The sequence below is a fragment of the Micromonospora sp. NPDC049301 genome, assembly GCF_040678715.1.
In the GTDB taxonomy this organism is placed as follows: Bacteria; Actinomycetota; Actinomycetes; order Mycobacteriales; family Micromonosporaceae; genus Micromonospora.
In genome coordinates this window covers 48,681-74,479 of sequence record NZ_JBFAQO010000008.1, presented here as the reverse complement: position 1 = coordinate 74,479, position 25,799 = coordinate 48,681, and the positions used below count along the sequence as shown (strand labels likewise).

Sequence of the window (25,799 nt, the reverse complement as noted above, 5' to 3'; positions counted from 1 at the left end):
CCGGGTGCCGCCGGTCAGAGACCGAGCTGCCGGCGTACCTCGGCGGCCACCCGGCCACCCTCGGCCTGGCCGGCCACCGCGGCCTGGGCCGCCTTCATCGCCGGGCCCATCTGAGCCTTGCCGGTGAAGCCGCCCGCAGCGAGCGCCCCGGACACCAGCTCGGTCAGTTCCGCATCCGAGAGCTGCTTGGGCAGGTAGCGGTCCAGCACCTCGCCCTCGGCGGTCTCCTTCGCGGCCTGCTCGGCGCGGCCGGCGTCGGCGAAGGCGGTGGCCGCCTCCCGGCGCTTCTTGGCCTCCTTGGTCAGCACCGCGAGCACCTCGTCGTCGGTGAGCTCGCGCTTGGCCTTGCCGGCGACCTCGGCGGTGCCGACGGCAGCCAGGGCCATCCGCAGCGTGGAGGTGGTCAGCTCGTCGCGCGCCTTGAGCGCGGAACGCATGTCGGCGGTGAGGCGGTCCTTCAGCGTGCTCATGGACGGTCAAACTACCCTGAACGCCATGCGAAAGCGCACACTATTCCGGCTCGCCGCCGGAACCGCCGCGGTCGGCGCGGCCACCCTCGCGTACGCGTCGCTCGTCGAGCGCAACATGTTCACCCTGCGGCGGTACGACGTACCGGTGCTGCCGGGCGACGCGGAGCCGCTGCGCGTGCTGCACCTGTCGGACCTGCACATGATGCCTGACCAGGCGCGCAAGCAACGCTGGGTGGCGTCGCTGGCCGCCCTCGACCCGGACCTGGTCGTGGTGACCGGCGACAACATGGCGCACCCCGGCGCGGTGCCCGGTGTGCTGCGGGCGCTGCAACCACTGCTCGACTACCCGGGCGCGTTCGTGTTCGGTTCCAACGACTACACCGGGCCGGTGTGGAAGAACCCGTTCACCTACTTCCTGCCGGACCGGGAGTACACCGAGGGTGCGGACCTGCCCTACGAGGAGCTGCGCCAGGTGTTCACCGGCGCCGGCTGGGTGGACCTGAACAACGCCCGCACCACACTCAAGGCCGGCGGCCGGCAGATCGACCTGGCGGGCGTGGACGACCCGCACATCGAGCGGGACGACTACGGCGCCGTGGCCGGCGCGGTCTCGTCCTCGGCGGACCTGTCCATCGCGCTGGCACACTCCCCCGAACCGCGGGTGCTCGACCAGATGGCCGCAGACGGCTTCGGGCTGCTGCTGGCCGGGCACACCCACGGCGGGCAGGTCTGCGTACCGGGCGTCGGGGCGCTGGTGACCAACTGCGGTCTGCCCCGCTCGATGGCCCGGGGCCTGCACCGGTGGCCGGGCTCGGACTCCTGGCTGCACGTCTCCGCCGGCCTGGGCACCCACCCGACCGCCCCGGTCCGCTTCGCCTGCCCTCCCGAGGCCAGCATCCTCACCCTGATCCCCCGCTGACCCCGGGTCGCTGTCCTCGGATCTTGGCTGCTCCGGGCGGGGTCCGGCCCGCAGGGGTACCGAGTTTGACCATCGGGGCGGGTGGGCTACTATTTGTCGGCACGCCTCGGGGTGTGGCGCAGCTTGGTAGCGCGCTTCGTTCGGGACGAAGAGGTCGTCGGTTCGAATCCGGCCACCCCGACCAGAGGTAAGTAAAGGTCAAGGCCCCTCCACCGAGGGGCCTTGATTCGTTTCCGGCGGATGAGACCGGCCTCCCGGCTGAGGTCGTGGCGGTGCCCCGCTGACTAGCATCGACGGGGATGGAGCTGCTGGAGCGTGCGGACGCGCTCGCCACCCTCAACGGGCTGCTGGCCTCCCCCGGCGGCGCGATCGCGCTCGTCGCCGGCGAGGCGGGTGCCGGCAAGTCCGCCCTGGTCAGCGCATTCGCGGCGAGGGCCGGGGCCAAGGTGCTCTGGGGCAGTTGCGACCCGCTGCTGACCCCACGGGCGCTCGGCCCGCTGCACGACATCGCCCGCCAGGTCGGCGGTGTGCTCGCGGAGCGACTGACCGCGCTGCACGCGGGGGCGGAGGCCGAACGTCGCGGCGCGGTGTTCGACGCGCTCCTCGACGAGCTGACCGACTCCCGGCCCGGATGCCGGGCGGTGATGGTGGTGGAGGACGCGCACTGGGCGGACGGGGCCACCCTGGACCTGATCGCCTACCTGGGGCGGCGGCTCCCCCGCCAACCGGCGCTGCTCGTGCTCACCCTGCGCGACGACGAGGTCGGGGCGGAGCACCCACTGCACGCCGTGCTCGCCGGCCTGCCCCAGCCGCTGGTGCGCCGGCTGCCGCTGCCGGCCCTCTCCACGGACGCCGTCGCGGCGCTGGCCCGCCGTGCCGGCCGTACGTCGGACGGGTTGTACCAGGCCACCGGCGGTAACCCGCTGCTGGTCACCGAGGTGCTGGCCGCGACCGGACCGGGTGTGCCGCCGACCGTACGGGAGCTGGTGCTGGCCCGGCTGGCCGCGCTGTCGCCGCCGGCCCGGGAGGTTGCCGCCCTGGTCGCGGTGGTTCCGTCCCGGGCCGAACCGTACCTGTTGGACGCTCACCCGCCGACCGCCGTGCAGGAGTGCCTGGACGGGGGCGTGCTGGTGCCGGCGGGCAACGCGGTGGCGTTCCGGCACGAGCTCCTGGGTCGGGCGGTGCGCGAGTCGCTGTCCCCGGTGCGCCGGGCCGCGCTGCACGCCACCGTGCTGGCCCGGCTCGCGCCACGGGCGGACGTGGACGCCGCCCGGCTCGTGCACCACGCGCACCACGCCGACGATCCGGCGGCGGTGCTGCGATGGGCGCCCGTGGCGGCACAGCGTGCCAGCCGGGCGGGCGCACACCGGCAGGCGGCGGACCACTACGCCGTCGTGCTTCCGCACGCCGCCGGCCTTCCGGCGCCACACCGGGCCGAGTTGTTGGAGGCGTACGCGACCGCCGCGTACCTGGCCGGGCTGGGCGCGCAGGCGCTGGACGCCCGGCGGGCGGCGCTGGCCCTGCGCGAGGCCGACGGTGATCCGCTGCGGATCGGCGAGAACCTGCGCTGGGTGTCCCGGCTGTGCTGGTGGAACGGGGACAGCACGGCAGCCCGCGCGGCGGGCACCCGCGCGGTCGAGGTGCTGGAGTCCGCGCCTCCCGACAGGCAGTTGGCGATGGCGTACAGCAACATGTCGCAGCTGCTGATGCTCGCCGACGACAACCGCCGGGCCATCGACTGGGGTGACCGGGCCCGCCAGCTGGCCCGCCGGCTCGGTGACGTGGAGACCGAGGCGCACGCCCTGGTCAACGTCGGCTCGGCCCGCCTACAGGGCGGGGACGTCGCCGGCATCATCGAGCTGGAACGCGGCCACAACCTGGCCGTCGCCCACCATCTCGACGACCACGCGGCCCGGGCGCTGGTCAACCTGGCGACCATGGCGGTGGAGTGGCAGCGGATCGCACCGGCCGCCGAGGCGCTGGACCGGGCGTTGCGCTTCACCACCACCCGGGACCTCGACGGGTACTCCCGGCACCTGCTCGGCTACCGGGCCCGGCTGCGGCTGGCCACCGGAGAGTGGGCCGGCGCCCGGGCCGACGCCGAACGGGCGCTGACCGGCACCGCGCAGCCCGGAGGGAGTCTGGTCCCGGCCCTGGTCGCACTGGGCCGGCTCGGTGCCCGCGTGGGTGAGCCGTCCACGGCGGAGCACCTGGACACGGCGGCGCGGTGGGCGGTGCGGAGCCGCGAACTCCAGTTCGTCGTGCCGGTCGCCGTGGCGCTGGCGGAACGGCACTGGCTGGCCGGCGAGCCCGAGGCGGCGGTCGCCGAGCTGCGCCGCGCGCACGGGCTCGCGGTCGAGGCGGGCCAACCGTGGTTCGCCGGGGAGCTGGCGTACTGGCTGTGGCGGGTTGGCGAGACGGTCGGGGACACCAGCGCGCTGGCGTCGCCGTACCGGCGGCTGATCGAGGGTGACTGGGCCGGTGCGGCCGAGGAGTGGCACCAGCTCGGCTGCGCGTACTCCCGGGCGGAGGCGCTGGCGTGCGGCGACCACCGGGCAGCCGGCGCGGCGCTGCGGGTCCTGGACGGGCTGGGTGCGGTCGCCGTGGCCCGACGGATCCGCGCCGAGCTGCGCGGACGCGGGATGGCCCGGGTGCCGCGGGGGCCGCGCCCCGCGACCGCCGCGCACCCGGCGGGCCTCACCGCCCGGCAGCGGGAGGTGCTGGCGCTGCTCGCCGACGGGCTGAGCAACGCCGAGATCGCGGCCCGGCTGTCGCTCTCCATCCGGACCGTCGGCCACCACGTGTCGGCGGTGCTGGACAAGCTCGCGGTGCCCAACCGGGGCCAGGCGGCCGCCGCCGCCCGACGGCAGGGCCTGGTGCCGCCAACATAGGTGTTTCTGCCGATCCCTCTCGATGGTGCGCCGCCTAGCGTCGGTGACACAGCGAACCGTTCGAGGGGGACCACGATGACCACTTCAATCGATCTCGGCGCCGTGAAGGCACGCCAGCAGCTGACCTGGGCCAGCGGCGACTACGGCGCCGTCGCCGCGCTCATCCACCCGATCGCCGAGTGGCTGGTGGCGGCGGCCGACCTGCCGGCCGGCGCCCGGGTGCTGGACGTGGCGACCGGCACCGGCAACGCGGCCATCGCCGCCGCCCGCTGCGGCTGCCTGGTGACCGGCGTCGACTACGTACCCGAACTGCTGGAACGCGGCCACGCCCGGGCGGCGGCGGAACGGCTGCCGGTGACCTTCGTGACCGGTGACGCGGAGCGGCTCGCGTACCCCGACGGGTCCTTCGACGCGGTGCTCTCCGTGGTCGGCGTGATGTTCGCGCCCGACCAGGAACGGGCGGCTGCGGAACTGCTCCGGGTCTGCCGACCCGGCGGCACGGTGGCGTTGGCGTCGTGGACGCCGCAGGGGTTCATCGGCGACCTGTTCCGCACGGTGGGGCGGCACGTGCCGCCGCCGGCGGGGCTGCGCCCGCCCGTCCAGTGGGGCGACGAGGGCCGGGTCCGCGAGCTGCTCGGCGCGGCCGTGGGCGACCTGCGGGCGGTACGCCGGGAGTTCGTCTTCCGTTTCGGCACCCCCGAGGAGTTCGCCGACTTCTTCCGTGCCAACTACGGACCGACGTTGAAGGCGTTCGAGGCGCTGCCCGAGGAGCGGCGCCCGCACCTGCACGCCGACCTGGTGGAGCTGGCCCGGACGCACAACCGCGCCAACGACGGCACGGTACGGATCCCGGCGGAGTACCTGGAGGTGGTGGCGCGACGGACGCCCGAGCCGGCCTGAGCCGGGGCAGCCCCATCGGCCGTGGCGTCAGTCCTGCCGTTCGGTGCGCTCGATCTCGGCGAACGCGGTGGCCAGGTAGCCGTCGAGCGGCCGGCCGGCGGCCGACAGCAGGTCGGCGACGAGCAACGGGGCGTGCCGGGCGACCGCTGCCGGGCCCGGCGGGTTGTCGTCGTCGCCCGGGTCGTACACGCCCAGCGCACCGGCGAGCAGCACCAGCACCACGTGCGGGTCGACCTCCGGAAGCCACTCAGCCGCCGAGCGGACGCAGCCCTCCAGCACCTGGCGGACGTCGTCGCCGTCCAGCCCGTCCGGATGTGTCTCCTCTAGCAGCAGCCGGACCGCCGCGCCGAGCACCAGGCCGGACCGGTCGGCACCGGTGAGCCGTTCGACCGCCGCCTCGTACGCCGTGGGGTCGCGCTGCTGTGCGGCGGCGACGGCCTCGCCGGCCGCGACGGCGATCTCACGGGCCGGTGCGGGCAGGTGTCGCCAGGTCACGCTCACCGGGCCAGCATGGCAGAGCGCACCGACAGCCGGCGCGCGCACCAACCGGGCAGCCCGCCGGGCTGGACGTTCGTGTCGTGGGCTCCGTCACGGACCCGTCGACGGTCGTGCGCCGGCAGCGGTTAACGGTTCGCCAATCGTCATACCCGGCGAACAGAATGCCGGACATGCTGCGACGCTCCCTCCCCCGCCGACCAGAAGCTCGCCGGATCCTCCTCGGCACCCTGCTGTCGGCGATCGGGCGTGGGCTGACCCTGCCGTTCCTGTTCATCTACCTGACCGACGTGCGCGGGCTCACCGACACCCGGGCCGGCCTGGTGATCGGCTGGTACGGCGCGGTCACCCTGGCGCTGTCGCCGCTGGGCGGGACGCTGATCGACCGGTTCGGCGCCCGCCGCGTGGTGGTGCCGTGCCTGCTGATCGAGGCGGTGGGCACCGGCTCACTGGCGCTGGTGCACTCGACCGGCTCGGCGCTGCTGGTGATGACCCTGATCGCGATCGGCAGCTCGGCGATCTGGTCCGGGCAGAACACGATCCTCGCCTCGCTGACCGACGACGGCGAGCGGCAGCGGGTCTTCGGGCTGAACTTCGCCCTGCTCAACCTCGGCATCGGCGTCGGCGGCATGACCTCCGGCGCGATCATCGACACCGCCCGACCCGGCACCTTCCAGGTGATCTACCTGCTGGACGCGGTGAGCTACCTGATGCCGGCGCTGATCCTGCTCACCCTGCCCGGCGTCGGCCACCGGCTCGGCCGCCGTCGCACCGACGACGAACCGTCGCCCGGCGGCTACCTCACCGTGCTCCGTGACCGTCCGTTCCGCCGGCTGGTGATCTTCGGCCTGGTCCTCACCACCTGCGGGTACGCCCAGATCGAGGTGGGCTTCGCCGCGTACGCCGTGCGGGTCGCCGAGGTGAGCCCCCGGGTGGTGGCGTGGGCGCTCGCGGCCAACACCGTGATGATCGTGCTCGCCCAGCTGCTGGTGATCCGCCGGATCGAGGGGCGCAGCCGCACCGGTGCGCTCGTGGTGGTCGGCGCGGTGTTCGCCACCGCCTGGCTGGTCCTCGGGGCCGCCGGCCTGGTCAGTACGGGTAACGCCCTCGTGGCCGCCCTGTGCGTGGTGGCCTGCTCGGCGATCTTCGGCTTCGGCGAGACGATGCTGTCGCCGGTGATGCCGGCGCTGACCAACGCGCTGGCCACCGACGAGCTGCGCGGCCGGTACAACGCGATGAGCTCCATGATCTTCGGGATCAGCGGCGTGATCGGCCCGGTGACCGCCGGCCCGCTCATGGCTGCCGCCGACGGCAGGGTCTGGGTGGCGACGGTGGTCGGCGGCTGCCTGGTCGCCTCGCTGGTGGCGCTCTCCCTGCGCCGGCTGCTCACCCCCGGGCAGGACGGGCGCGTGACGACCGGCTCGACCCTCCCCGAGCCGGCACCCGCCCCCGCCTGACCGCGCCCCGCGCCCCGCGCCCCGCGCAACATCGTGCTCGATCCTGGATGTAGTGGCATCGACACGCGCAGAGGCCACTACATCCAGGTTCGAGCGTGATCATGGCGCGGTCGCCCGGCGGGCGGCGCGCCCGACGACGGCGCGCGGGACGCGCGGTGGCGGCGCGGCCTACGCCGGGACGGGCCGGGCCCCGGAGCGGGTGCTCCGGGGCCCGGTCGTCGCGGGGTCGTCCGTCAGGCGGCGGGGACCTCGGCGGTGGTGCGGATCCGGTCCAGCGTCGGAGCGGAGACCGGCGACTGCGCGGTCAGGTACGCCACGAACGCGTCCAGGTCGATCATGCCGGTGACCAGGTTCGTGCCCGCGGTGAGAGCGCTGAACCCGTCGCCGCCGCCGGCCAGGAAGTTGTTCACCGTCACCCGGTAGGTGGCAGCGGTGTCGACCGCGGTGCCCCCGAGGGTGAGGCTGCCCCGGACCACGCGGGTGCCGGCGCACGGGTCGGCGGCGGTGCCGGTGGTGCCGGCCGGGTCGACCACGTAGCCGACCGTCGCGGACGGGTACAGAGTGCGACCGGTGACGAACTGCTGCTCCAGTACGCAGTAGAGCTGTGCGCCGGTCAGGTCGAGCGTCACCAGGTTGTTGGCGAACGGCTGCACCGTGAACGCCTCCTCGTAGGTGACCGGGCCCGCGTCGAGGTCGGCCCGGACCCCGCCCGGGTTCATGAAGGCGGCGACCGCGCCCTGCTCGTCGTCGGTGGCGGCGAGCTGCGCGTCGGCGATCAGGTTGCCCAGCGGGGACTCACCCATGGTCGTACCGAAGAGGGTCTCCTGGCTCCGGGTGATCGCCTGGGTGGTCTCGCCGACCTGGCGGCCGGCGACCGGGCCGAGCACGGTCTTGTACCGGTTGATCAGCTCGGTCTGCTTCGGGTCCTTGGCCACGTCGCGGGTGACCACGACGTTCTCCGCCCCGGCGGAGAGCACGTCCCCGGTCCGACGGTCGATCTTGAGGTCGATGTCGGTGACCAGGCGACCGAACGAGCTGGCGCTGGTGACCAGCTTGCCGTTGATGTCGCAGTTGTACGCCTGGTGCGTGTGGCCGCTGACCACCACGTCGATGGACGGGTCCATCCGGTTGGCGATGTCCACGATCGGGCCGGTCATGCCGACGCAGTCGTTGATTCCACCGGTCGAGGCCTGGGCACCACCCTCGTGCAGCAGCACGACGATCGTTTCCACGCCCTTGCTGCGCAGCTCGCGGGCGTACCGGTTGGCGGTGACCGCCTCGTCGGCGAAGGTGAGCCCGGCGACGCCCTGCTGGCTGACGATCTCCGGGGTGCCCTCCAGGGTCATCCCGATGAAGCCGACCTTGACGCCCTGCACCTTGTGGATCGCGTACGGGGGCAGCAGCGGACGACCGGTCTCGGTCTTGAAGGCGTTCGCGGAGAGGTACTGGAAGCCGGCGCCGCGGTACGGGGTGCCGTCCCCGCAACCGTCGACCGGGTGGCAGCCGCCGTTCTGGATCCGCAGCAGCTCGGCGGCGCCCTCGTCGAACTCGTGGTTGCCGACGCTGGCGTAGTCCAGGCCGGCCATGCTCAGCGCCTCGATGGTCGGCTCGTCGTGGAACGCCGCGGAGAGCAGCGGCGACGCGCCGATCAGGTCACCGGCGGCGACCGTGATGGTGTTCTTCTTCTTGGCGGCCGCACGCAGCTCGGCCAGGTGGGTCGCCAGGAACTCGACGCCGCCCGCGGTCTGCCCGGCGATGGTGCCGCTGGACCCGGTCGGGGGTTCGAGGTTGCCGTGGAAGTCGTTGAGGGCCAGCAGGGTGACGTCGACCGGCTTCGGCCTCGCGTCGGCCTGCTCGGGGGTGGTGGCGAGCGCGCCGAGCGCGGCCACCGCGAGTGCGGTCAGGCCGACGGCGGCCCGACGCATCCCGGGGATGGACATGGAACTCCTCGTGAGAATCGGCGCGTGCGGTGCCCGGACTGTGGGTCGACCGGGCCGCCGACCGACGCCGTCGGAAGGGTCGATCGCGGATGCCGGCGGCTGGGGATCGCCGCCCGCCCGGACAGCTTCTCATCCGGACGCCCGCCGGTCGACCCGGCGGCACATCAGAGCTGCGGATACACCGGGTCGGGCCCCGGGCGGCAGCCGGATGGAGCCGACATGACGTCGATTGACGGGGTCCGCCAGACATGGTCGGACACGCGGTCCAGAGAGGACGGGCCCGACGGTCAGCCGCCGGCGATCGCTTCGGTGACCAGCGCCGCGACGACGTCGGGTGGCCAGCCCTCCGCGACCCCGGGACGCTGCGCCAGGTAGCCCGCGATCCGTTCGGCCGGCCAGCCGTGCGACTCGTGCAGCCCGCGGGCGATCATGCCGAGGTAGACCGACGCCGGTGGCCGGCAGCGCACGGCGGACGCCGGCGCCGGGGCCGTGAAGGTGAGCATCGGAACGCCTGCGCGGTGGCCCGGGCAGACCAGCGTCTCGTAGCGCCCCGGGCCGAGGGTGGCCCGCCCGTCGACGACGGCCGCGTCGATCGCCGCGTCGGTCGCCGGCATCAGGTCTGCGGTGTGGCCCGCCGGCCGGTACATCTCCTGGGCGGCGATGTCGGTGAACTGCTCGAGGGTGACCAGGTAGGCGCGGGCGGCGGCCTCGCCCGGCAGTTGGGGGTCGTAGAACGCCATCCCGCCGGTCCAGGCGCCGGACTCGCCGGCGAAGTAGATCCCACCGGGCAGCGACACCGGCACCGACCGGCTCGGTGGGCGGCGGTCCCGGCAGCCCGGGTAGGTCCGCCGCCCGCCGGGCGGGCAGCCACCGCCGATGTACCACGCCAGCCGGGCGGCGTGCATGTTCGAGCCGTACGCGACGTACCAGACCAGCCGCTCTTCGGTGCCGAGCACGACGGGCGGCCTCAGAAGCCGCACGTCTGGCCGGCGGAGTGGCTGACCTGCACCGTGTGCGTCACGCAGCCGCCCGGCTCGATCGCGTGCAGCAGGAAGGCGGTCGGCTCGGCGACCCAGCCGATCAGCTCGTCGGCGCTCATGGTGAGCGTGCTCTGCCGCCAGGTGCTGGGCGCAACGGTGAGCACGGTGCCCGCGTACCCCGTGGTGACCGGGCGGTGCAGGTGCCCGGCGGCGACCCGCACGACGTGCCGGTGCCGGCCGACCACCTCGGCGAACGCGTCTCCGTCGGCGAGCCGGATGGCGTCGGCCGCCGGGATGCCGACCGCGACCGGTGGGTGGTGCAGGCAGACGATCGCGGGCACCTCGGGCCGCCCGGCCAGCACGCCGTCGAGCCAGCCGAGCTGCTCCTCACCGAGCTGACCAGCCCCGCTGCCGGGGACGAGCGAATCGAGCACCACGACCGTCGCCGTCTCGTGATCGACGTGGTAGTAGGCGGAGAACCCGCCGCCGAGCCAGGGTGTACCGCCGAAGGTGTCGAGCAGCGACTCCCGGTCGTCGTGGTTGCCGGCGACCAGGTGCACCGGCAGCGGGAACCGGCCGACCAGCTCGCGGAGCGCGACGTACTCGTCGGGCCGGCCGTGGTCGACCAGGTCACCGGTGATCACGACGCAGTCCGGTCGGGGTCGCAGCGCCAGCACCCGGCCGAGCGCGCGGTGCAGCCCGGCGGCCGGTTCGGCGGCGAGCAGGCCGGTGGTCAGGTGGGGGTCACTGAGCTGGGCGATGAGCATCGGCTCGCCTCCTCGGTGCCGGGAACTCCACGCTATCGCCGGCCGACGCCCTCCGGGGGCCCGCACCCCACAGGCTGCGTCCACAGCCTGTGGATGGCACATGTGTACGAAGCTCGGCCGGCCACCGGCGGCCGTGAGTACCCTTGATCGTGCGGCTTCGCGCCGGCCGGCCCCTTCCCCTACCTGGAACGACGTGCGAGTGGATCATCAGCGAGTCATCCGTGACGTCACCGTCCGCCTGCCGATGGCGTCGAGCGCGCAAGAGGCCTCCCGGTGGATGGTCACCGCGCTGTCCCGCTACACCCCGGCGACCATCTCCGTGCTGCTCCAGGTCCACGACCGGCTGCGCTGCGTCGCGGCGACCGGCGCCTGGCAGGTCTTCGCCACCGTGCCGCCGGGGACCGGCATCGTCAGCCGGGTGTACGAGACCGGTGGCGCCGCCGTCGTCCCGGATGTCGCCGCCGATCCGGACTACCTGCCGGTACGCCCGGACGTGACCGCGGAGCTGTGCGTGCCGGTGCTCGATCCGGCCGGCCGGGCGGTCGGCGTGCTCGACCTGCAGTGGAGCGAGCCGGTCGACCTGGAGCCGTGGCGGGAGACCGCGCAGCGGCTGGCCGCCCGGCTCGGCGCGCGGATCGTCGCTCTCGGTGGCCCGCCGGCGGAGAGCCGCAGCGAGAAACTGCTCCGGCATGCCGCGGCGCTCTCCTCCGCGCCGACCGAGTGGGATCTGCTGGGCGTGGCGAGCTGTGCCGCCCGGGAGGTCTCCGCCCTCTCCGCCGCGGTGCTGCTCATCGCCGGCCCGGAGGGTGCCCTGCTGACGCCGTCCCCGCTGGTGCCGGGCGAGCTGGAGACCCGGATCCGGGCCGAGCTGACCGAGGCGGGTCCCGCCGCGCTCGCGCGGATCATCGACCGGGTGCACCGGTACGGCGCCGGGTACACGCTGGGCGAGACGGGTCAGCCACCGACCGAGGACTACCAGCCGCTGACCCGGGCCGGGGTACGCACGCTGGTCGCCGTACCCGTCGGGCCGGCGGACGCGGGCGGGGTGCTGCTGGTCGCCGACGAGCGGTTGCTGCGTCCGGACCCGACCACGGTCAGCCTGATGGAGTTGCTCGCCGGGCAGGCGTGGACCAGCCTGGACCGGCTGCGCACGCTGGCCCGGCTGCGGGAACAGGCCAGCTCCGATCCGCTGACCGGGCTGCGGCACACCGGCCCGTTCGGGCAGCGGATCGCGGCAGCCACCCCGGGCCGTACGGCGCTGCTCGCCATCGACGTGGACGGCTTCAAGAACGTCAACGACACGTACGGCCACCAGGCCGGTGACCGGGTGCTGGTCGGGCTGGCCCGGGCGCTGGAGGGTGCGCTGCGGCACGGCGACGAGCTGTACCGGATCGGCGGCGACGAGTTCGTCGCGGTGATCGAGGTGAGCCGCCCGGAGGAGGCGGTCCGGATCGCCGAGCGGCTGACCGAGGCGGCTCGGCGCACCGGCCGCACGATCAGCGTGGGAGTCGCGCTGCCCCGGCCCGGCGAGTCCCCTGATCTCACCCTCCGCCGGGCCGACCAGGCCCTCTACGCCGTGAAGCGCCAGGGCCGCGACGGCGTGCACCTGGCCGCCGCCTGATCCGGTCCCGCCCGGCCCGGGCGGGAGGGTCGGCGGCGCGGCTCAGGCGGTCAGGTCCTTGGCCAGGAGTTCGGCGATCTGGGCGGTGTTGAGGGCGGCGCCCTTGCGCAGGTTGTCGCCGGTGATGAAGAGGTCCAGGGCGCGGGGGTCGTCCAGGGCGCGGCGGATCCGGCCGACCCAGGACGGGTCGGTGCCGACCGCGTCGATCGGCATCGGGAACTCACCCGCGGCCGGGTCGTCGACCAGGATCACGCCGGGAGCGTTGCGCAGCGCCTCGCGGGCACCCTCGGCGTCCACCTCGGTGGCGAAGACCGCGTGCACGGCCACCGAGTGGCCGGTCACCACCGGCACCCGGACGCAGGTGGCGGAGACCTTCAGGTCGGGCAGGCCGAGGATCTTCCGCGACTCGTTGCGGACCTTCATCTCCTCGGACGACCAGCCACCGTCGGCCGGCGAGCCGGCCCAGGGCACGACGTTGAGCGCCATCGGCGCGGGGAACGGCCCCAGGTCGTCGCCGACCGCCTGTCGCACGTCGCCGGTTCGCGAGCCGAGCCCGCGGCCTCCGGCGACCTTGGCGAGCTGGTCGTGCAGGATGTCCACGCCGGCCTGACCGGCCCCGGACACCGCCTGGTAGGAGGCGAGCACCAGCTCCCGCAGGCCGTACTCGCGGTGCAGCGGTGCGACCGCGACGATCATCGCGAGGGTGGTGCAGTTGGCGTTGGCGATGATGCCCCGGGGCCGGTTGCGGACCTGCTCGGGGTTGATCTCCGGAACGACCAGCGGAACGTCCCGGTCCATCCGGAAGGCACCGGAGTTGTCCACCACGATGGCGCCACGGGCGACGGCTACCGGCGCCCACTCGATGGAGACCTCGTCGGGTACGTCGAACATCGCCACGTCGACGCCGTCGAACGCCTCCGGGGTCAGCGCCTGGACGACGAGGTCCTCACCCCGGCAGCGCACCCGACGCCCGACCGAACGTTCGGAGGCGAGCAGCCGGATCTCACCCCAGACGTTGCGACGCCCGGTGAGCAGTTCGCACATCACGGTGCCGACGGCACCGGTCGCTCCGACCAGGGCGAGGGTGGGCAGCCCCGTCATCGGCGCTACCTACCCGTCCCCGCGTAGACCACGGCTTCGGTGTCGCCGCCCAGCTCGAACGCGTCGTGAATGGCGCGGACGGCGGCGTCGAGGTCGGTGTCCCGGCAGACCACGGAGACCCGGATCTCGGAGGTGGAGATCATCTCGATGTTGACCCCGGCCGCGCCGAGGGCGGCGAAGAAGCCGGCGGCCACACCGGGGTGCGAGCGCATGCCGGCGCCGATCAGCGAGACCTTGCCGACGTGGTCGTCGTAGAGCAGGCCCTTGAACTTGACCGACTCCTGGATCTTGCTGAGCGCTGCCATCGCGGTCGGGCCGTCGGTCTTGGGCAGGGTGAACGAGATGTCCGTCCGGCCGGTGCCCTCGGTGGAGACGTTCTGCACGATCATGTCGATGTTGATCTCGGCGCCGGCAACCGTGTCGAAGATCCGCGCGGCGGCACCCGGCTCGTCGGGCACCCCGACGATCGTGATCTTGGCCTCGCTGCGGTCGTGCGCGACCCCGGTGATCAGTGCCTGCTCCACGGAAAGGTCCTCCATCGATCCGGTGACCATCGTGCCGGTGTTGGTCGAGTATGACGAACGGACGTGGATCGGCAACCCCGCCCGCCGGGCGTACTCCACGCTACGCAGGTGCAGAACCTTCGCGCCGCACGCGGCCAGCTCCAGCATCTCCTCGTAGGTGATCAGCCGGATGTGGCGGGCGTTGGGCACGATCCGCGGGTCGGCGGTGAAGATGCCGTCGACGTCGGTGTAGATCTCGCAGACGTCGGCGTGCAGCGCGGCGGCCAGCGCCACGGCGGTGGTGTCGGAGCCGCCCCGGCCCAGCGTGGTGACGTCCTTGGTGTCCTGCGAGACGCCCTGGAAGCCCGCCACGATGACCACCGAGCCCTCGTCGAGCGCGCCCTTGAGCCGCCCGGGGGTCACGTCGATGATCCGCGCGCGGCCGTGCACCGAGGTGGTGATCACGCCGGCCTGCGAGCCGGTGAACGAGCGGGCCTCGTACCCCAGGTTGTGGATGGCCATGGCCAGCAGGGCCATGGAGATCCGCTCCCCGGCGGTGAGCAGCATGTCCAGTTCGCGGCCGGGCGGCAGCGGGCTGACCTGGTTGGCCAGGTCGAGCAGCTCGTCGGTGGTGTCCCCCATCGCGGAGACCACCACCACCACGTCGTCGCCGGCCTTGCGGGCGGCGACGATGCGCTCGGCCACCCGCTTGATCCGCTCGGCGTTGGCGACGGAGGACCCGCCGTACTTCTGCACCACGAGTGCCACGACGGTGCACTCCCTCCCAGTCACCCTGAGCGTGCCGACGCCGCCGGAACCGGGGCCGGCGGCGCGTGTCAGACCCCTTGAGGGTATCGGGCGGGTCACGACGGCGGGTCGGGTGATCCCACCATCCGGCGCGCCCGGGCCTCGGGCAGCGCGGGAGCGGCCGGCACGCCGGGTCGGGCGGTACGTCGGCCCGGCCCGGCCCGACACGCCGGGGGAGCCGGGTACGGGTGGCCCCACCGACCGCCGGAACCCACCAGAATGGGCCGGTGCCCGTCCTCATCCGCTCGGCCGGCCGTGTGCTCGGGCCGCTCGCGCTCGCCCTGCCGGCCCTCCTGGTCGCCTGCACCAGCGAGCAGCCATCGCCCCCGCCACCGACCGATCCCGGACGGGTCGAGGTGGACGCCGCCCGGGACGAGCTGGCCGCGCTCGCCGCCGCGGCCCAGGACCGCCACCTGGTGACGCAGTACACGTTCAGCCGGGCCGGCCAGCCGGACCGCACCATCGTGTTCACCAGCGCCAACGACGGCAGCTGGCGGGTCGACGTGCCGGGCGGCGCGCTGGGCGGCACCGCCGACGTGTCGCTGGCCGCCACCGCTGACGGGTTGTTCCAGTGCGCGCTGCCGTCGGCCGGGCGGCCGGAGCCGGCGCGCTGCGTACGCCTCGGGGAGCGCGACGACGCGCTCCCGCGCCGGCTCGACCCTCGGGTCCAGCACCCGCTCACCGACTGGCTGGACGTGCTCACCGACCGGCGGGCACCGCTCGCGGTCGCCCCGGCCGACACGCCCGAGGGCCTCACCGGCACCTGCTACTCGGTGGACACCACCTCCGCCTCCCTCAACGCCCCGCTGGACATCGGCATCTACTGCTACGACAAGGACGGCACGCCGACCGGAGTCCGGACGGCTACCGGGACGCTGAAGCTCGCCGCCCCGCCCGGGCCGGCGCCGGCCAGCGTGCAGCTCGCCGGCCCGGTGGTGGTGGACGAGGAGCCGCTGGACACCGCGGCTCCGCCGACACCCGACCCGTCCGCCAGCCCGAGCGCGTGAACGCCCTGATCTTCATCCCGTTACGGGTGCGTTTGCCCACATTTGGCAAGCCCGCCCTGAGCGGCGAATCACCCATACAAGACGATTTTCGGCATGGCTCACCTGACCCCACTGCTCGCCTTCCGCTGGAGCCCTCGGGCCTTCGACCCGAGCGCCACACTGACCCCGGACGAGGCGGCCTCGCTGCTGGAGGCCGCGCGGTGGGCACCGTCGGCGGACAACGGGCAGCCCTGGCGGTTCGCCCTCGGCCACCGGGACGACGAGAACTGGAAGCGGATCCTGAACAGCCTCCCGGGCAGCGACCAGGGCTGGGCTCGGCACGCGGCGACCCTGGTTGTCGGCGCGCACACCGGCGGCGACGCCGAGCGGGCGGCGTACGACCTCGGGCAGGCGATGGCCCACCTGACGTTGCAGGCCACCGCGCTCGGCCTGCACGTACGCCAGCTCATCCGCTTCGACCAGGCCGGCCTCGCCACCGAACTCGACCTGCCCGGCAGCGTCCGACCGCTCGTGGTCGCCGCCGTCGGCCGGTTGGGGGACCCGTTCGCTCTCCCGGCCGAGCTGCGCGCCCGGGAGACCGGCCTGCGTCACCGCCGCCCGGTCGCCGACCTGCTGCTCGCCTGATCGCCCCATCGGGTCACCCGCCCCGGCTGGCCCGGAGCAGGACCCTCGCGGCGTCGGTGTTGCGGTAGAGGACGTGCCGGCCCTGTCGGGACCGGGAAACCAGGCCGGCGGCGTGCAGCGCGGCCAGGTGCTGGGAGACGTTCCCGGCGGACATCCCGGTGAGTCGGGCCAGGTCGGTGGTGGTGGTACCCGCCGTGTCGAGCAGATGCAGCAGGGCGGCCCGCCCGGGGCCGATCACCCGTGCCAGCGGGTCGCCGGGCGACGGCGCCTCCGTCTCCCAGAGCGTGCCGAGGGCACGGACCGGGTACGCGCCGGCCGGCAGCGAATCCTCCAGCAGGTTCCACAGCACATGCCGCTCGGTGAACACCGTCGGGTTCAGCGCCAGCCCACGACCGCGGAGGTCGAAGTCCCGCTCGAACGTGTCGTCGCTGATCACCCGGTCGCCGTGCCAGCGCAGGCTCGGGTGGAGCTGTTCGAAGAACCGACCGGCACCACTCTCGGCGAGCTGGGCGGCCCGGTACGCCACGTCGGCGTCGAGCAGAGCCCGCATCCGCGGCCAGTCCGGGGCGATCGCCTCGTCGTGCCAGACCCGCACCGCCTCGACTACCTGCGGCAGCAGCCCGGCGGGGTCGGCGAGCAGCGCCTGCCCGAACGGGCTCAACGGACGTTGCCAGGTGGTCGACAGCAGGTCCTGGACCACCACGGCCGGCGGCGTCGCGGCGATCTGGTCGAGCTGCTCGGCCAGCTCCACATTCGGTCGGGCCGCCGGGGTGAGGAAGTCGGGCAGCCAGCGACCCGGCACGACCAACCCCACCAGAGGCCGGACCCGGTCGGCCACCTCGGGACGACGCAACGTCACCCGGGCCCGGTCGATCCAGGGCAGGTGCACCGCGTAGCGGACCGGTTTGGCCAGCGCCCACATGCTCATGACCGTCTCGTTGACCGGTGACACGGCGAGCCGCACTCCCGCAACGTCGGCCAGGCTGAACCGCAACTCGGACACGCGCCCCCCAGGACCAGGATTCGGTCCAGCCTAAAAGACTCGACCGAGGTCATGGGGACCCGATTCACTCACCGACCATGGGGACCAGAGACACCATCCGTACCGCCGTTCGAGACGTCGTACCGCCGGCCGGGCTGACCCGCGCCCTGGCCGTGCAGGCCATGGTCGCGGCCGTCGGCAGCGGCCTGTTCCACGCCGGCAGCGCCGTCTTCTTCACCCGGGCGCTGGGGCTCAGCGCCGCCCAGGTGGGGCTGGGGCTGTCCATCGCGGCGGGGGTGTCGCTGCTGGGCACGGTGCCACTGGGCGGGCTCACCGACCGGTACGGACCGCAGCGGGTCTGGGTGGTCGGGCTGGTACTGAACGCGGCCCTGTTCGCGACCTACCCGTTCGTGGGCGGCTTCGCCGGGTTCCTCGCCGTGGTGGTGGCGCTGGCCGCCGTCGACGCCGCTGTGGGCGTGGCCCGGCAGGTCTACTCGATCAATGCGCTCCCGCCGGCCGAACGGGTCACCGCGATGGCGTACCAGCGCTCGTCGCTGAACGTCGGCTTCGGGCTCGGCGCGGTGATCAGCGGTCTGGTGCTGGCGGTGGACACGATCACGGCGTACCGGGGAATGGTCTGGTTCATCTCGACGGTCTTCCTGGTGACAGCCCTCTTCGTGCGGCGGCTGCCCCGGCTGCCGCAGGTGGCCCGACGGGCGGAGCCGATGGGTAGGCTCGCCGTGCTCCGGGACCGCCCGTTCATGGTGGTGTCGCTGCTGTCCGGGCTGCTCACCGCGCACGGGGTGCTCTACCTGACGGTGATGCCGCTGTGGATCCTCACCCACACCGACGCCCCGAAGACGGTGATCGCCGGGCTGGTGCTGCTCAACACGATCCTGATCGTGCTGCTCCAGGTACGCGTCAGCCGGGGCGCGGACACCGCGGCGGGCGCGGCGCGGGCCTCCCGCCGGGGTGGGCTGCTGGTCGCCCTGGCCTGCCTGGTCCTGCCGCTCTCAGGGATGACCCGGGGCCCGCTCACCGTCGTGGTGCTGGTGGCCGCCGCGTTGCTGCTGATCCTGGCCGAGCTGATCGAGTCGGCGGGCACCTGGGGGCTCACCGCCACCCTGCCGCCGGCCGGCGAGCGCGGCGCGTACGTGGGGGCGCTCGGACTCGGCGTGCAGCTGCAGTACCTGGTCGCCCCGGCCGGACTGACCGCGCTCGGGGTAACCATCGGCGGATGGGGTTGGTTACCGACGGCAGCGATCTTCGTGCTGGTAGCGGTGGCGATCGTGCCCGCGGTGGCCTGGGCGCAACGGACGCCGAGGCTGGGTGCCGAGGCCCCGGAGCCGGACATGACCCCGGTCCCATAGTCCGGACCAGCCTTTCCACCCCTAGTTCCATCACGTAGGGTGACCTGGTCATGTGGCGGGCGCTTCTCCTCCTTAGCCGCCGCGACGAGGCCTGACCGGCCGGCACCTCGTCGCGGAGTCGCATCGCGCCGTCCAGCACATCCGAACTTCCTCTCGGCACCGCCGCGCACCGTCGCCCGGCACCTCGCCGACACCTTCCGATCTGCTGACGCCACATGTTCCAGGGAGCACTCTGAGATGGCTCAACCTGTCACCGACGCTGAGACCGATCCGATCGCCCGGCAGCGCCCCAGCCGGATGCCGTACCACCGCTACCAGCCCTACCGCGAGCAGTACCGGGTGGACCTGCCGGACCGCGTATGGCCCACCCGGCACGTCGACGCCGCCCCCCGCTGGTGTGCGGTGGACCTCCGCGACGGCAACCAGGCGCTGATCGACCCGATGTCGCCGGAGCGCAAGCGCCGGATGTTCCAGCTGCTGGTGCAGATGGGCTACAAGGAGATCGAGGTCGGCTTCCCGTCGGCCAGCCAGACCGACTTCGACTTCGTCCGGCAGCTCATCGAACAGGACATGATCCCGGACGACGTCACCATCCAGGTGCTCACGCAGTGCCGGGAGCACCTGATCGACCGGACGTTCGAGTCGCTGCGCGGTGCGAAGCGGGCGATCGTGCACTTCTACAACTCGACCTCCACCCTCCAGCGCCGGGTGGTCTTCGGCCTGGATCGGGACGGCATCACCGACATCGCCACCTCCGGCGCCCGGCTCTGCCAGAAGTACGCCGAGATCCACACCCCGGACACCGACATCTACTACGAGTACTCGCCGGAGTCGTACACGGGCACCGAACTGGAGTACGCGCTGGAGGTCTGCTCCCGGGTCATCGACGTCATCGACCCGACGCCCGACCGGCCGCTGATCATCAACCTGCCGGCCACCGTCGAGATGGCGACGCCGAACGTCTACGCCGACTCGATCGAGTGGATGCACCGGCACCTGCCGCGCCGGGACAGCCTGGTGCTCAGCCTGCACCCGCACAACGACCGGGGCACCGGCGTGGCCGCCGCCGAGCTGGGCCTGCTCGCCGGCGCGGACCGGATCGAGGGCTGCCTGTTCGGCAACGGCGAGCGCACCGGCAACGTGGACCTGGTGACGTTGGGGCTCAACCTCTTCTCCCAGGGCATCGACCCGATGATCGACTTCTCGAACATCGACGAGGTCCGGCGCGCCGTCGAGTACTGCAACCAGCTGCCGGTGCACGAACGCCACCCGTACGCCGGCGACCTGGTCTACACCGCCTTCTCCGGCTCCCACCAGGACGCCATCAAGAAGGGCTTCGACGCCCTCACCGCCGACGCCAAGGCTGCCGGCGTACCGGTGGACGAGCACGCCTGGGCGGTGCCCTACCTGCCGATCGACCCGAAGGACCTGGGCCGCACCTACGAGGCCGTCATCCGGGTCAACTCGCAGTCCGGCAAGGGCGGCGTCGCGTACATCATGAAGAGCGAGCACCAGCTGGACCTGCCGCGCCGGCTCCAGATCGAGTTCTCCGGCGTGGTGCAGCAGGTCACCGACCACGACGGCGGCGAGGTCGACCCGGCCGCCATGTGGGAGATCTTCGCGACGCACTACCTGCTCGACCACCAGCCCGACCCGGCGGTCCGGCTGGCCGGCTACACGATCCGTACCACCGACGGCAAGGTCGAGATCGACGCCGAGGTCGGTGTGGGCGCCGAGCAGCGGTCCCTCGCCGCGGTCGGCAACGGCCCGATCGACGCGTACGTCAACGCGCTCCAGTCGGTCGGGGTGGGCGTCCGGGTGCTCGACTACCACGAGCACGCGCTCTCCTCCGGCGGTGACGCGCAGGCCGCCGCGTACGTGGAGTGCGAGGTGGACGGGCGGGCGGTCTGGGGTGTCGGCACCGACGCCAACATCGTCACCGCCTCGATCAAGGCGGTCACCAGCGCCGTCAACCGCGCCCGCAGCTGAGCCGACTGCCTCAAGGGAAGGGCCCCCGGTCGGGGGCCCTTCCTCATTTCTTCGGGGGTGTCGCGGCGGGTAGGGAGTGGCAGGGCTGCGACGGCGGGGCCGCCCGGGCCGGCCGGTGGACCAGGACGAGGGCCAGCACCCCGCCGGCCAGCAGCAGGCCGGCGCACCAGACCATGGCGCCCCGGAACGCGTCGGTCAGCTCGGCCTTCTGCTCGTACCCTCCGCCGGAGAGACCGACCAGCAGCGGCAGTGCCGCCACCGCGAGCAGGCCGCCGGCCCGGGACGCGGCGTTGTTAAAGCCGCTGGCCACCCCGGAGAACCGGTCCTCCACGGCGGCCAGCACCGATGCGGTCAGCGGCGCCACCACCAGGGTCAGCCCGAGGCCGAAGAGCAGCACCCCGGGCAGCACGTCCCGCCAGTACGACGCGCCCGGGCCGACGCCGCGCAGCAGCAGCAGGCCGGCGGCGGCCACCACGGGCCCGACGGTCAGCGGCAGCCGCGGGCCGATCCGCGCCGACAGCGCCCCGGCCCGGGCCGACCCGATCAGCAGCAGCACCGTCATCGGCAGCAGCGCGATCCCGGTGCGGAACGCGGACCACTGGACCACGTTCTGCAGGAAGACGGCGAAGAAGAAGGTGAAGCCGCCGAGCGCGGCGTAGACCACCACGGTGAAGATGTTCAGCACCGAGAAGAGCCGGCTGCGGAACAACCCGGTGGGCAGCATCGCGGTGTCGCCGCGTCGCCGTTCCAGCAGCACGAAGGCGATCGCGGCCAGCACCCCGACCAGCGCCGCCACCAGCACCGGGGCGGAGGCGAAGCCGCGCGCCGGCGCGTCGATCAGGGCGTACGTGACGCCGGCGAGCGCGAGCGCGCCGAGCAGCGCCCCGGCCACATCGAACCGGCGTCGGGTCCGGCCCGACCCCTCGGTCCGGGAGGCGTTCTCGTCCCGGCTCTCCGGCACCCAGCGCAGAGCGGCCAGCAGCACCAGCACGGCGATCGGCAGGTTGAGGAAGAAAATCCACCGCCAGGACAGCGCGTCGATCAGCCAGCCACCGATGAACGGACCCAGCGCGGTGGACACGCCGGAGAGCCCGGCCCAGGCGCCGATCGCCCGGCCCCGGTCGTCGGGGTGGAAGCTGGCCTGGAGCACCGAGAGCGACCCGGGGGTGAGCAGCGCGCCGCCGGCACCCTGAAGGAACCGGGCCGCGATCAGCCAGGTGGTGCCCTGGGCCAGTCCGCAGAGCACCGACGCGGCGGTGAACCAGACCACCCCGACAAGGAACACCCGTCGTCGGCCGAAGCGGTCGCCGAGTGCGCCACCGAGCAGCACGAACGCGGCGAGCATCAGCAGGTAGCCGTTGATGGTCCATTGCAGATCCGCGACGTTGGCGCCGAGGTCCTGGCCGAGCTTCGGCAGCGCCACGTTGACGACCGTGCTGTCCAGGAAGACCATGCCGGAGGCGAGCACCGCGGCGAGCAGTGTCCCCCGGCCGGCGGCGGTGCCCATCCGCAGTGCCGGCGCCGGTACAGGTGCGGTCATCCCACCAATCTGCCTTGCAGCATGTGGGAGACGCCACGAAACGCCGAAACCATGCCCGGGTACTGTGCGCAATCGCCGGGAGACCGCAAGCTGGAGAGGTGTCGTCTGTGCGTACCAGATCAGGACCGCGCGCGGCGGTGGCCGCGCTCGCCGCGGCGCTGGCGCTCGGCATGGCCGGTTGCGTCCCGCAAGATGAGCCGGACACGCCGCCACCGAGTGCCGGTGGCAACGCCGCCGAACAGTTGGGCCAGCTGACGGTCGCCAGTGCCGGCTCGATGAAGGGCTACAGCCGGGAACACTTCCCGCACTGGCGGAACACCGGCAAGAACTGCGACGTGCGGGACACCATCCTCCAGCGCGACGGCAAGGACGTGAAGCTCTCCGGCTGCAACGTGGTCGGCGGGCGCTGGGAGAGCGTGTACGACGGCCGCAGCGCCACCGATCCCTCCGACGTGGACATCGACCACATGGTGCCGTTGGCCAACGCGTGGCGCTCGGGCGCCGACGAGTGGGACGACGCGAAGCGCGGCGATTTCGCCAACGACACCACGCGGCCTCAGCTCATCGCGGTTTCCGCGTCCTCCAACCGGGCAAAGGGTGACCAGGACCCGTCCCAGTGGAAACCGTCGAACCGGTCGTACTGGTGCAAGTACGCCGAGAGCTGGGTGACGGTCAAGCACCACTGGCGGCTGACGGTGACCAGTGCCGAGAAGGCCGCCCTGACCGACATGTTGGAGGGCTGCACATGGGCGAACAAGCCGTGACAGGCGTCGGGGCGACCCCGGCTCCGGAGAAGACGCCGGACGCGGGCGGCGACGACGCGGCGGCGGCGACCGGCAGCGCGCCGGCCGGGCCGTCGACCGCGGGCATGACCGTGGACGGCAGCACCGGCACCACCGCTACGGTGCCCGGCGCGGGGATGAGCGCGGACGGTCCCAACCCGGCCGACACCACGTCGCCGGGGGCCGGCATGGACGCGGACGCGGCCAGCGGCGCCACCCGCACGGCGGACATCGTGCCGGGGCCGGGCGGGGTGATGACGGACGAGGTGGGTGTGGTGACCGGGGAGCTGACTCTGCGCACCAGCTACGCCGACGGCCGGGTCACGTTGGGCGTGCAGTACAAGGACGCGGACGAGTGGTACGCGGTGACCGGCGGCTCGGTGCCGCTGCCCGACCCGGCCGGTCTGGACGCGGTGCACGCCGTCGCGGTGGCCCTGCTGCACCGCCCCGAGGGCTGAGCCGCCCACCGACGCTCGTCGAGCCGCACCGCCCAGGGGCCGTCCTCCGACAGGACGGCCCCTGGCGGCGTCACGGGGTGGGGATCAGCTCGCCCGGCGGGTCGACCGGGCCGGTGCCCTCGGTCGGGCGGACCAGTTCCACCTCGACCTCGTGCGGCCGGATCCGGCCGGCCGCGATGTCCTCGGCGAAGTGGCAGGCGACGCGGTGCCCGCCGACCACGTCGCGCAGCGCCGGACGCTCGTCGGCGCAGCGGGTCGGCTGCGCCCACGGGCACCGGGTGTGGAACCGGCAGCCCGACGGCGGGTTGGTCGGCGAGGGCAGGTCACCGGCGAGCAGGATCCGCTCCCGGCGGTCCTCCACCAGCGGGTCCGGCACCGGTACGGCGGACATCAGCGCCCGGGTGTACGGGTGCATCGGCTCGCGGTAGAGGTCGTCGCTGGACGCCTCCTCCACCAGCCCGCCGAGGTACATCACGCCCACCGTGTCGGCGATGTGCCGGACCACCGCCAGGTCGTGCGCGATGATCAGGTACGTCAGGCCGCGCTCGTTCTGGAGGTCCTCCAGCAGGTTGAGCACCTGGGCCTGGATCGACACGTCCAGTGCGGAGACCGGCTCGTCGGCGACGATCAGCTCCGGGTCTAGCACCAGTGCCCGGGCGATGCCGATGCGCTGGCGCTGGCCGCCGGAGAACTCGTGCGGGTACTTGCCCAACGCGGACGAGGGCAGGCCGACCGCCTCCAGCGTCTCGCGCAACCGCCGGTTCGTCTCCGCCTTGTCGCCGGCCAGCCCGTGCGCCTTGAGCCCCTCCACCAGCAGCGACTCCACCGACTGCCGGGGGTCGAGGCTGGAGAGTGGATCCTGGAAGATCATCTGCATCCGACGGCGGGCCTGCCGCATCGCCTCGCCCTTGAGCGAGCGGACGTCGGTGCCGTCGAAAATGATCTCGCCGTCGGTCGGTTCGACCAGCCGCAGCAGACCACGGCCCAGCGTGGACTTGCCACAGCCCGACTCGCCGACCAGGCCGTACGTCTCGCCCTTCCGGATGCTCAGCGACACGCCGTCCACCGCGTAGACGTACCCGACGGTGCGGTCGAAGAGCAGGCCGCTCTTGATCGGAAAGTGGACCTTGATGTCACGCAGTTCGACCAGAGGTCCGGTCTGTTCGGTCATCGGACCGCCACCTCCTCGGAGACGGGGTTGTTGCAGCGGAGGTCGCCGCCGGTGGCGGTGGGCTCGAGCGGCGGAGGCCCTTCCAGGCACGCGTCCACGACGTTGTCGCAGCGCGGTGCGAACGCGCACCCCTCGGCCCACGGAATGTTGTCGGACACGGATCCGCGGATCGCGTGCAGCCGCTCTCCACGGGGTGAGTCGAGCCGGGGCACCGAGTTGAGCAACCCGTGCGTGTACGGGTGCCGGGCGTGCGCGAACAGCTCGTGCCGTCGTGCCCGCTCGACCACCTTGCCGCCGTAGAGCACGTTGACCGTGTCGCAGAGCCCGGCCACCACGCCCAGATCGTGCGTGATCATGACGAGCGCGGTGCCGGTCTCGTCGACCAACTGCTTGAGCAGGGTGAGGATCTGCGCCTGGATGGTCACGTCGAGCGCGGTGGTCGGCTCGTCTGCGATCAGCAGCCGGGGCTTGCAGGCCAGCGCGATGGCGATCAGCGCGCGCTGCCGCATCCCGCCGGAGATCTGGTGCGGGTACTCCGTCAGCCGCCGCTGCGGATCCGGGATGCCGACCGCGTCGAGCAGGTCCCGGGCCTCCCGCAGCGCCTGCTTGCGATCCCGGCCCTGGTGGCGCTCCAGCACCTCCGCGACCTGGATGCCGATCGGGATGACCGGGTTCAGCGAGGAGAGCGGGTCCTGGAAGATCATGCTGATCTCGCGGCCGCGCCGGTCGCGCATGTCGTCCGGCCGCAGCTTCAGCAGATCGGTGCCCTCGAAGAGCACCTCCCCGGTGACCTTGTTGCCCCGCTTGGGCAGCAGGCCCATGATGGCCAGGCTGGTCACGCTCTTGCCGCAGCCGGACTCGCCGACCAGGCCGACGGTCTGCCCCGGCTCCACGGTGAAGCTGACCTTGTCGACGGCGGTGAAGGGCCGCTCGCCGCGTCGCTGGAACACCACGCTCAGGTCACGGACGTCGAGCAGGCTCATCGGGTCACTTCCTCACTGCACTGGTGCTTCGCCCGCGACTGC

General features: G+C 73.1%; 22 protein-coding genes and 1 tRNA gene. 12 read left to right on the top strand and 11 right to left on the bottom strand.

What is annotated here, in order from left to right:
* Nucleotides 1-14: 14 nt before the first annotated feature.
* On the bottom strand, nucleotides 15-470 hold the full coding sequence (locus AB0K07_RS23375) for a GatB/YqeY domain-containing protein (RefSeq protein ID WP_074315185.1): 456 nt from the start codon (nucleotides 468-470) through the stop codon (nucleotides 15-17).
* Nucleotides 471-495: 25 nt separating this feature from the next.
* Here AB0K07_RS23375 and AB0K07_RS23370 point away from each other — a divergent pair, with 25 nt between their 5' ends.
* The 4 genes from AB0K07_RS23370 (at nucleotide 496) to AB0K07_RS23355 (ending at nucleotide 5,180) form a co-directional block, all read left to right on the top strand.
* Complete coding sequence (locus tag AB0K07_RS23370) at nucleotides 496-1,389, top strand: metallophosphoesterase (RefSeq protein ID WP_363757532.1); 894 nt, start codon at nucleotides 496-498, stop codon at nucleotides 1,387-1,389.
* 107 nt (nucleotides 1,390-1,496) lie between these two features.
* Nucleotides 1,497-1,573 (top strand) — tRNA-Pro (locus AB0K07_RS23365).
* 115 nt (nucleotides 1,574-1,688) lie between these two features.
* Nucleotides 1,689-4,280, top strand: coding sequence for an AAA family ATPase (locus tag AB0K07_RS23360; protein WP_363757531.1), 2,592 nt, complete (start codon nucleotides 1,689-1,691; stop codon nucleotides 4,278-4,280).
* 75 nt (nucleotides 4,281-4,355) lie between these two features.
* A complete protein-coding gene (locus tag AB0K07_RS23355; protein WP_363757530.1) occupies nucleotides 4,356-5,180 on the top strand; it encodes a class I SAM-dependent methyltransferase in 825 nt (274 codons plus the stop codon).
* Between the two features lie 27 nt (nucleotides 5,181-5,207).
* On the opposite strand, the gene AB0K07_RS23350 is transcribed toward AB0K07_RS23355, so the two are convergent.
* Entirely contained in the window at nucleotides 5,208-5,681 is a 474-nt protein-coding gene (locus AB0K07_RS23350) for a hypothetical protein (protein ID WP_363757529.1), read from the bottom strand.
* Nucleotides 5,682-5,848: 167 nt separating this feature from the next.
* Here AB0K07_RS23350 and AB0K07_RS23345 point away from each other — a divergent pair, with 167 nt between their 5' ends.
* A complete protein-coding gene (locus AB0K07_RS23345; RefSeq protein ID WP_363757528.1) occupies nucleotides 5,849-7,132 on the top strand; it encodes an MFS transporter in 1,284 nt (427 codons plus the stop codon).
* A gap of 233 nt (nucleotides 7,133-7,365) precedes the next feature.
* Here AB0K07_RS23345 and AB0K07_RS23340 read toward each other — a convergent pair whose 3' ends face one another.
* The 3 genes from AB0K07_RS23340 to AB0K07_RS23330 all read right to left on the bottom strand — a co-directional run bounded on the left by AB0K07_RS23340 (nucleotide 7,366) and on the right by AB0K07_RS23330 (nucleotide 10,819).
* Nucleotides 7,366-9,072 carry a bifunctional metallophosphatase/5'-nucleotidase gene (locus AB0K07_RS23340; protein WP_363757527.1) on the bottom strand — a complete coding sequence of 569 codons (1,707 nt, stop codon included), beginning with the start codon at nucleotides 9,070-9,072 and terminating at the stop codon, nucleotides 7,366-7,368.
* Nucleotides 9,073-9,359: 287 nt separating this feature from the next.
* The gene (locus AB0K07_RS23335) at nucleotides 9,360-10,028 is read right to left on the bottom strand and encodes a histone deacetylase (RefSeq protein ID WP_363757526.1); all 669 of its coding nucleotides are present in this window, start codon (nucleotides 10,026-10,028) and stop codon (nucleotides 9,360-9,362) included.
* 11 nt (nucleotides 10,029-10,039) lie between these two features.
* On the bottom strand, nucleotides 10,040-10,819 hold the full coding sequence (locus tag AB0K07_RS23330) for a phosphodiesterase (RefSeq protein ID WP_363757525.1): 780 nt from the start codon (nucleotides 10,817-10,819) through the stop codon (nucleotides 10,040-10,042).
* A 199-nt stretch (nucleotides 10,820-11,018) separates the two neighbouring features.
* Here AB0K07_RS23330 and AB0K07_RS23325 point away from each other — a divergent pair, with 199 nt between their 5' ends.
* On the top strand, nucleotides 11,019-12,440 hold the full coding sequence (locus tag AB0K07_RS23325; protein WP_363757524.1) for a sensor domain-containing diguanylate cyclase: 1,422 nt from the start codon (nucleotides 11,019-11,021) through the stop codon (nucleotides 12,438-12,440).
* A gap of 42 nt (nucleotides 12,441-12,482) precedes the next feature.
* Here the strand turns inward: AB0K07_RS23325 and AB0K07_RS23320 are convergent, their stop codons facing one another.
* Nucleotides 12,483-13,541, bottom strand: a complete 1,059-nt coding sequence (locus AB0K07_RS23320; RefSeq protein WP_363757523.1) for an aspartate-semialdehyde dehydrogenase — start codon at nucleotides 13,539-13,541, stop codon at nucleotides 12,483-12,485.
* Nucleotides 13,542-13,546: 5 nt separating this feature from the next.
* Nucleotides 13,547-14,812, bottom strand: coding sequence for an aspartate kinase (locus AB0K07_RS23315; protein ID WP_363757522.1), 1,266 nt, complete (start codon nucleotides 14,810-14,812; stop codon nucleotides 13,547-13,549).
* A 266-nt stretch (nucleotides 14,813-15,078) separates the two neighbouring features.
* Between AB0K07_RS23315 and AB0K07_RS23310 the strand changes: the two genes are divergently transcribed.
* Together AB0K07_RS23310 and AB0K07_RS23305 are read left to right on the top strand one after the other, a co-directional pair.
* Nucleotides 15,079-15,858, top strand: coding sequence for a hypothetical protein (locus AB0K07_RS23310; RefSeq protein ID WP_363757521.1), 780 nt, complete (start codon nucleotides 15,079-15,081; stop codon nucleotides 15,856-15,858).
* Between the two features lie 93 nt (nucleotides 15,859-15,951).
* Complete coding sequence (locus tag AB0K07_RS23305) at nucleotides 15,952-16,482, top strand: nitroreductase family protein (protein ID WP_363757519.1); 531 nt, start codon at nucleotides 15,952-15,954, stop codon at nucleotides 16,480-16,482.
* A 13-nt stretch (nucleotides 16,483-16,495) separates the two neighbouring features.
* On the opposite strand, the gene AB0K07_RS23300 is transcribed toward AB0K07_RS23305, so the two are convergent.
* A complete protein-coding gene (locus tag AB0K07_RS23300) occupies nucleotides 16,496-17,485 on the bottom strand; it encodes a DUF5937 family protein (protein WP_363757518.1) in 990 nt (329 codons plus the stop codon).
* 77 nt (nucleotides 17,486-17,562) lie between these two features.
* On the opposite strand from AB0K07_RS23300, the gene AB0K07_RS23295 reads away from it, so the two are divergent.
* Together AB0K07_RS23295 and leuA are read left to right on the top strand one after the other, a co-directional pair.
* Entirely contained in the window at nucleotides 17,563-18,834 is a 1,272-nt protein-coding gene (locus AB0K07_RS23295) for an MFS transporter (protein ID WP_363757517.1), read from the top strand.
* Nucleotides 18,835-19,071: 237 nt separating this feature from the next.
* Nucleotides 19,072-20,823, top strand: a complete 1,752-nt coding sequence (gene leuA, locus AB0K07_RS23290) for a 2-isopropylmalate synthase (protein WP_363757516.1) — start codon at nucleotides 19,072-19,074, stop codon at nucleotides 20,821-20,823.
* A gap of 43 nt (nucleotides 20,824-20,866) precedes the next feature.
* On the opposite strand, the gene AB0K07_RS23285 is transcribed toward leuA, so the two are convergent.
* Complete coding sequence (locus AB0K07_RS23285; RefSeq protein WP_363757515.1) at nucleotides 20,867-22,363, bottom strand: MFS transporter; 1,497 nt, start codon at nucleotides 22,361-22,363, stop codon at nucleotides 20,867-20,869.
* Between the two features lie 170 nt (nucleotides 22,364-22,533).
* On the opposite strand from AB0K07_RS23285, the gene AB0K07_RS23280 reads away from it, so the two are divergent.
* Both AB0K07_RS23280 and AB0K07_RS23275 read left to right on the top strand, forming a co-directional pair.
* A complete protein-coding gene (locus AB0K07_RS23280) occupies nucleotides 22,534-23,127 on the top strand; it encodes an HNH endonuclease family protein (protein WP_363757959.1) in 594 nt (197 codons plus the stop codon).
* On the top strand, nucleotides 23,109-23,603 hold the full coding sequence (locus AB0K07_RS23275; RefSeq protein ID WP_363757514.1) for a hypothetical protein: 495 nt from the start codon (nucleotides 23,109-23,111) through the stop codon (nucleotides 23,601-23,603). Before AB0K07_RS23280 ends, AB0K07_RS23275 begins: the two co-directional genes overlap by 19 nt.
* Before the next feature lie 70 nt (nucleotides 23,604-23,673).
* Here the strand turns inward: AB0K07_RS23275 and AB0K07_RS23270 are convergent, their stop codons facing one another.
* The gene (locus tag AB0K07_RS23270) at nucleotides 23,674-24,774 is read right to left on the bottom strand and encodes an oligopeptide/dipeptide ABC transporter ATP-binding protein (protein ID WP_363757513.1); all 1,101 of its coding nucleotides are present in this window, start codon (nucleotides 24,772-24,774) and stop codon (nucleotides 23,674-23,676) included.
* Nucleotides 24,771-25,757 carry an ABC transporter ATP-binding protein gene (locus AB0K07_RS23265; protein WP_363757512.1) on the bottom strand — a complete coding sequence of 329 codons (987 nt, stop codon included), beginning with the start codon at nucleotides 25,755-25,757 and terminating at the stop codon, nucleotides 24,771-24,773. The genes AB0K07_RS23270 and AB0K07_RS23265 overlap by 4 nt, the downstream gene beginning before the upstream one ends.
* Nucleotides 25,758-25,799: the final 42 nt, after the last annotated feature.

Coding starts and splice junctions, on each gene's coding strand:
- AB0K07_RS23345 (WP_363757528.1), top strand. CDS start 5,849: ATGCTGCGACGCTCCCTCCCCCGCCGACCAGAAGCTCGCCGGATCCTC.
- AB0K07_RS23320 (WP_363757523.1), bottom strand. CDS start 13,541: ATGACGGGGCTGCCCACCCTCGCCCTGGTCGGAGCGACCGGTGCCGTC.
- leuA (WP_363757516.1), top strand. CDS start 19,072: ATGGCTCAACCTGTCACCGACGCTGAGACCGATCCGATCGCCCGGCAG.
- AB0K07_RS23360 (WP_363757531.1), top strand. CDS start 1,689: ATGGAGCTGCTGGAGCGTGCGGACGCGCTCGCCACCCTCAACGGGCTG.
- AB0K07_RS23305 (WP_363757519.1), top strand. CDS start 15,952: ATGGCTCACCTGACCCCACTGCTCGCCTTCCGCTGGAGCCCTCGGGCC.
- AB0K07_RS23275 (WP_363757514.1), top strand. CDS start 23,109: ATGGGCGAACAAGCCGTGACAGGCGTCGGGGCGACCCCGGCTCCGGAG.
- AB0K07_RS23265 (WP_363757512.1), bottom strand. CDS start 25,757: ATGAGCCTGCTCGACGTCCGTGACCTGAGCGTGGTGTTCCAGCGACGC.
- AB0K07_RS23330 (WP_363757525.1), bottom strand. CDS start 10,819: ATGCTCATCGCCCAGCTCAGTGACCCCCACCTGACCACCGGCCTGCTC.
- AB0K07_RS23375 (WP_074315185.1), bottom strand. CDS start 470: ATGAGCACGCTGAAGGACCGCCTCACCGCCGACATGCGTTCCGCGCTC.
- AB0K07_RS23370 (WP_363757532.1), top strand. CDS start 496: ATGCGAAAGCGCACACTATTCCGGCTCGCCGCCGGAACCGCCGCGGTC.
- AB0K07_RS23340 (WP_363757527.1), bottom strand. CDS start 9,072: ATGTCCATCCCCGGGATGCGTCGGGCCGCCGTCGGCCTGACCGCACTC.
- AB0K07_RS23270 (WP_363757513.1), bottom strand. CDS start 24,774: ATGACCGAACAGACCGGACCTCTGGTCGAACTGCGTGACATCAAGGTC.
- AB0K07_RS23285 (WP_363757515.1), bottom strand. CDS start 22,363: ATGACCGCACCTGTACCGGCGCCGGCACTGCGGATGGGCACCGCCGCC.
- AB0K07_RS23280 (WP_363757959.1), top strand. CDS start 22,534: ATGGCCGGTTGCGTCCCGCAAGATGAGCCGGACACGCCGCCACCGAGT.
- AB0K07_RS23295 (WP_363757517.1), top strand. CDS start 17,563: ATGGGGACCAGAGACACCATCCGTACCGCCGTTCGAGACGTCGTACCG.
- AB0K07_RS23355 (WP_363757530.1), top strand. CDS start 4,356: ATGACCACTTCAATCGATCTCGGCGCCGTGAAGGCACGCCAGCAGCTG.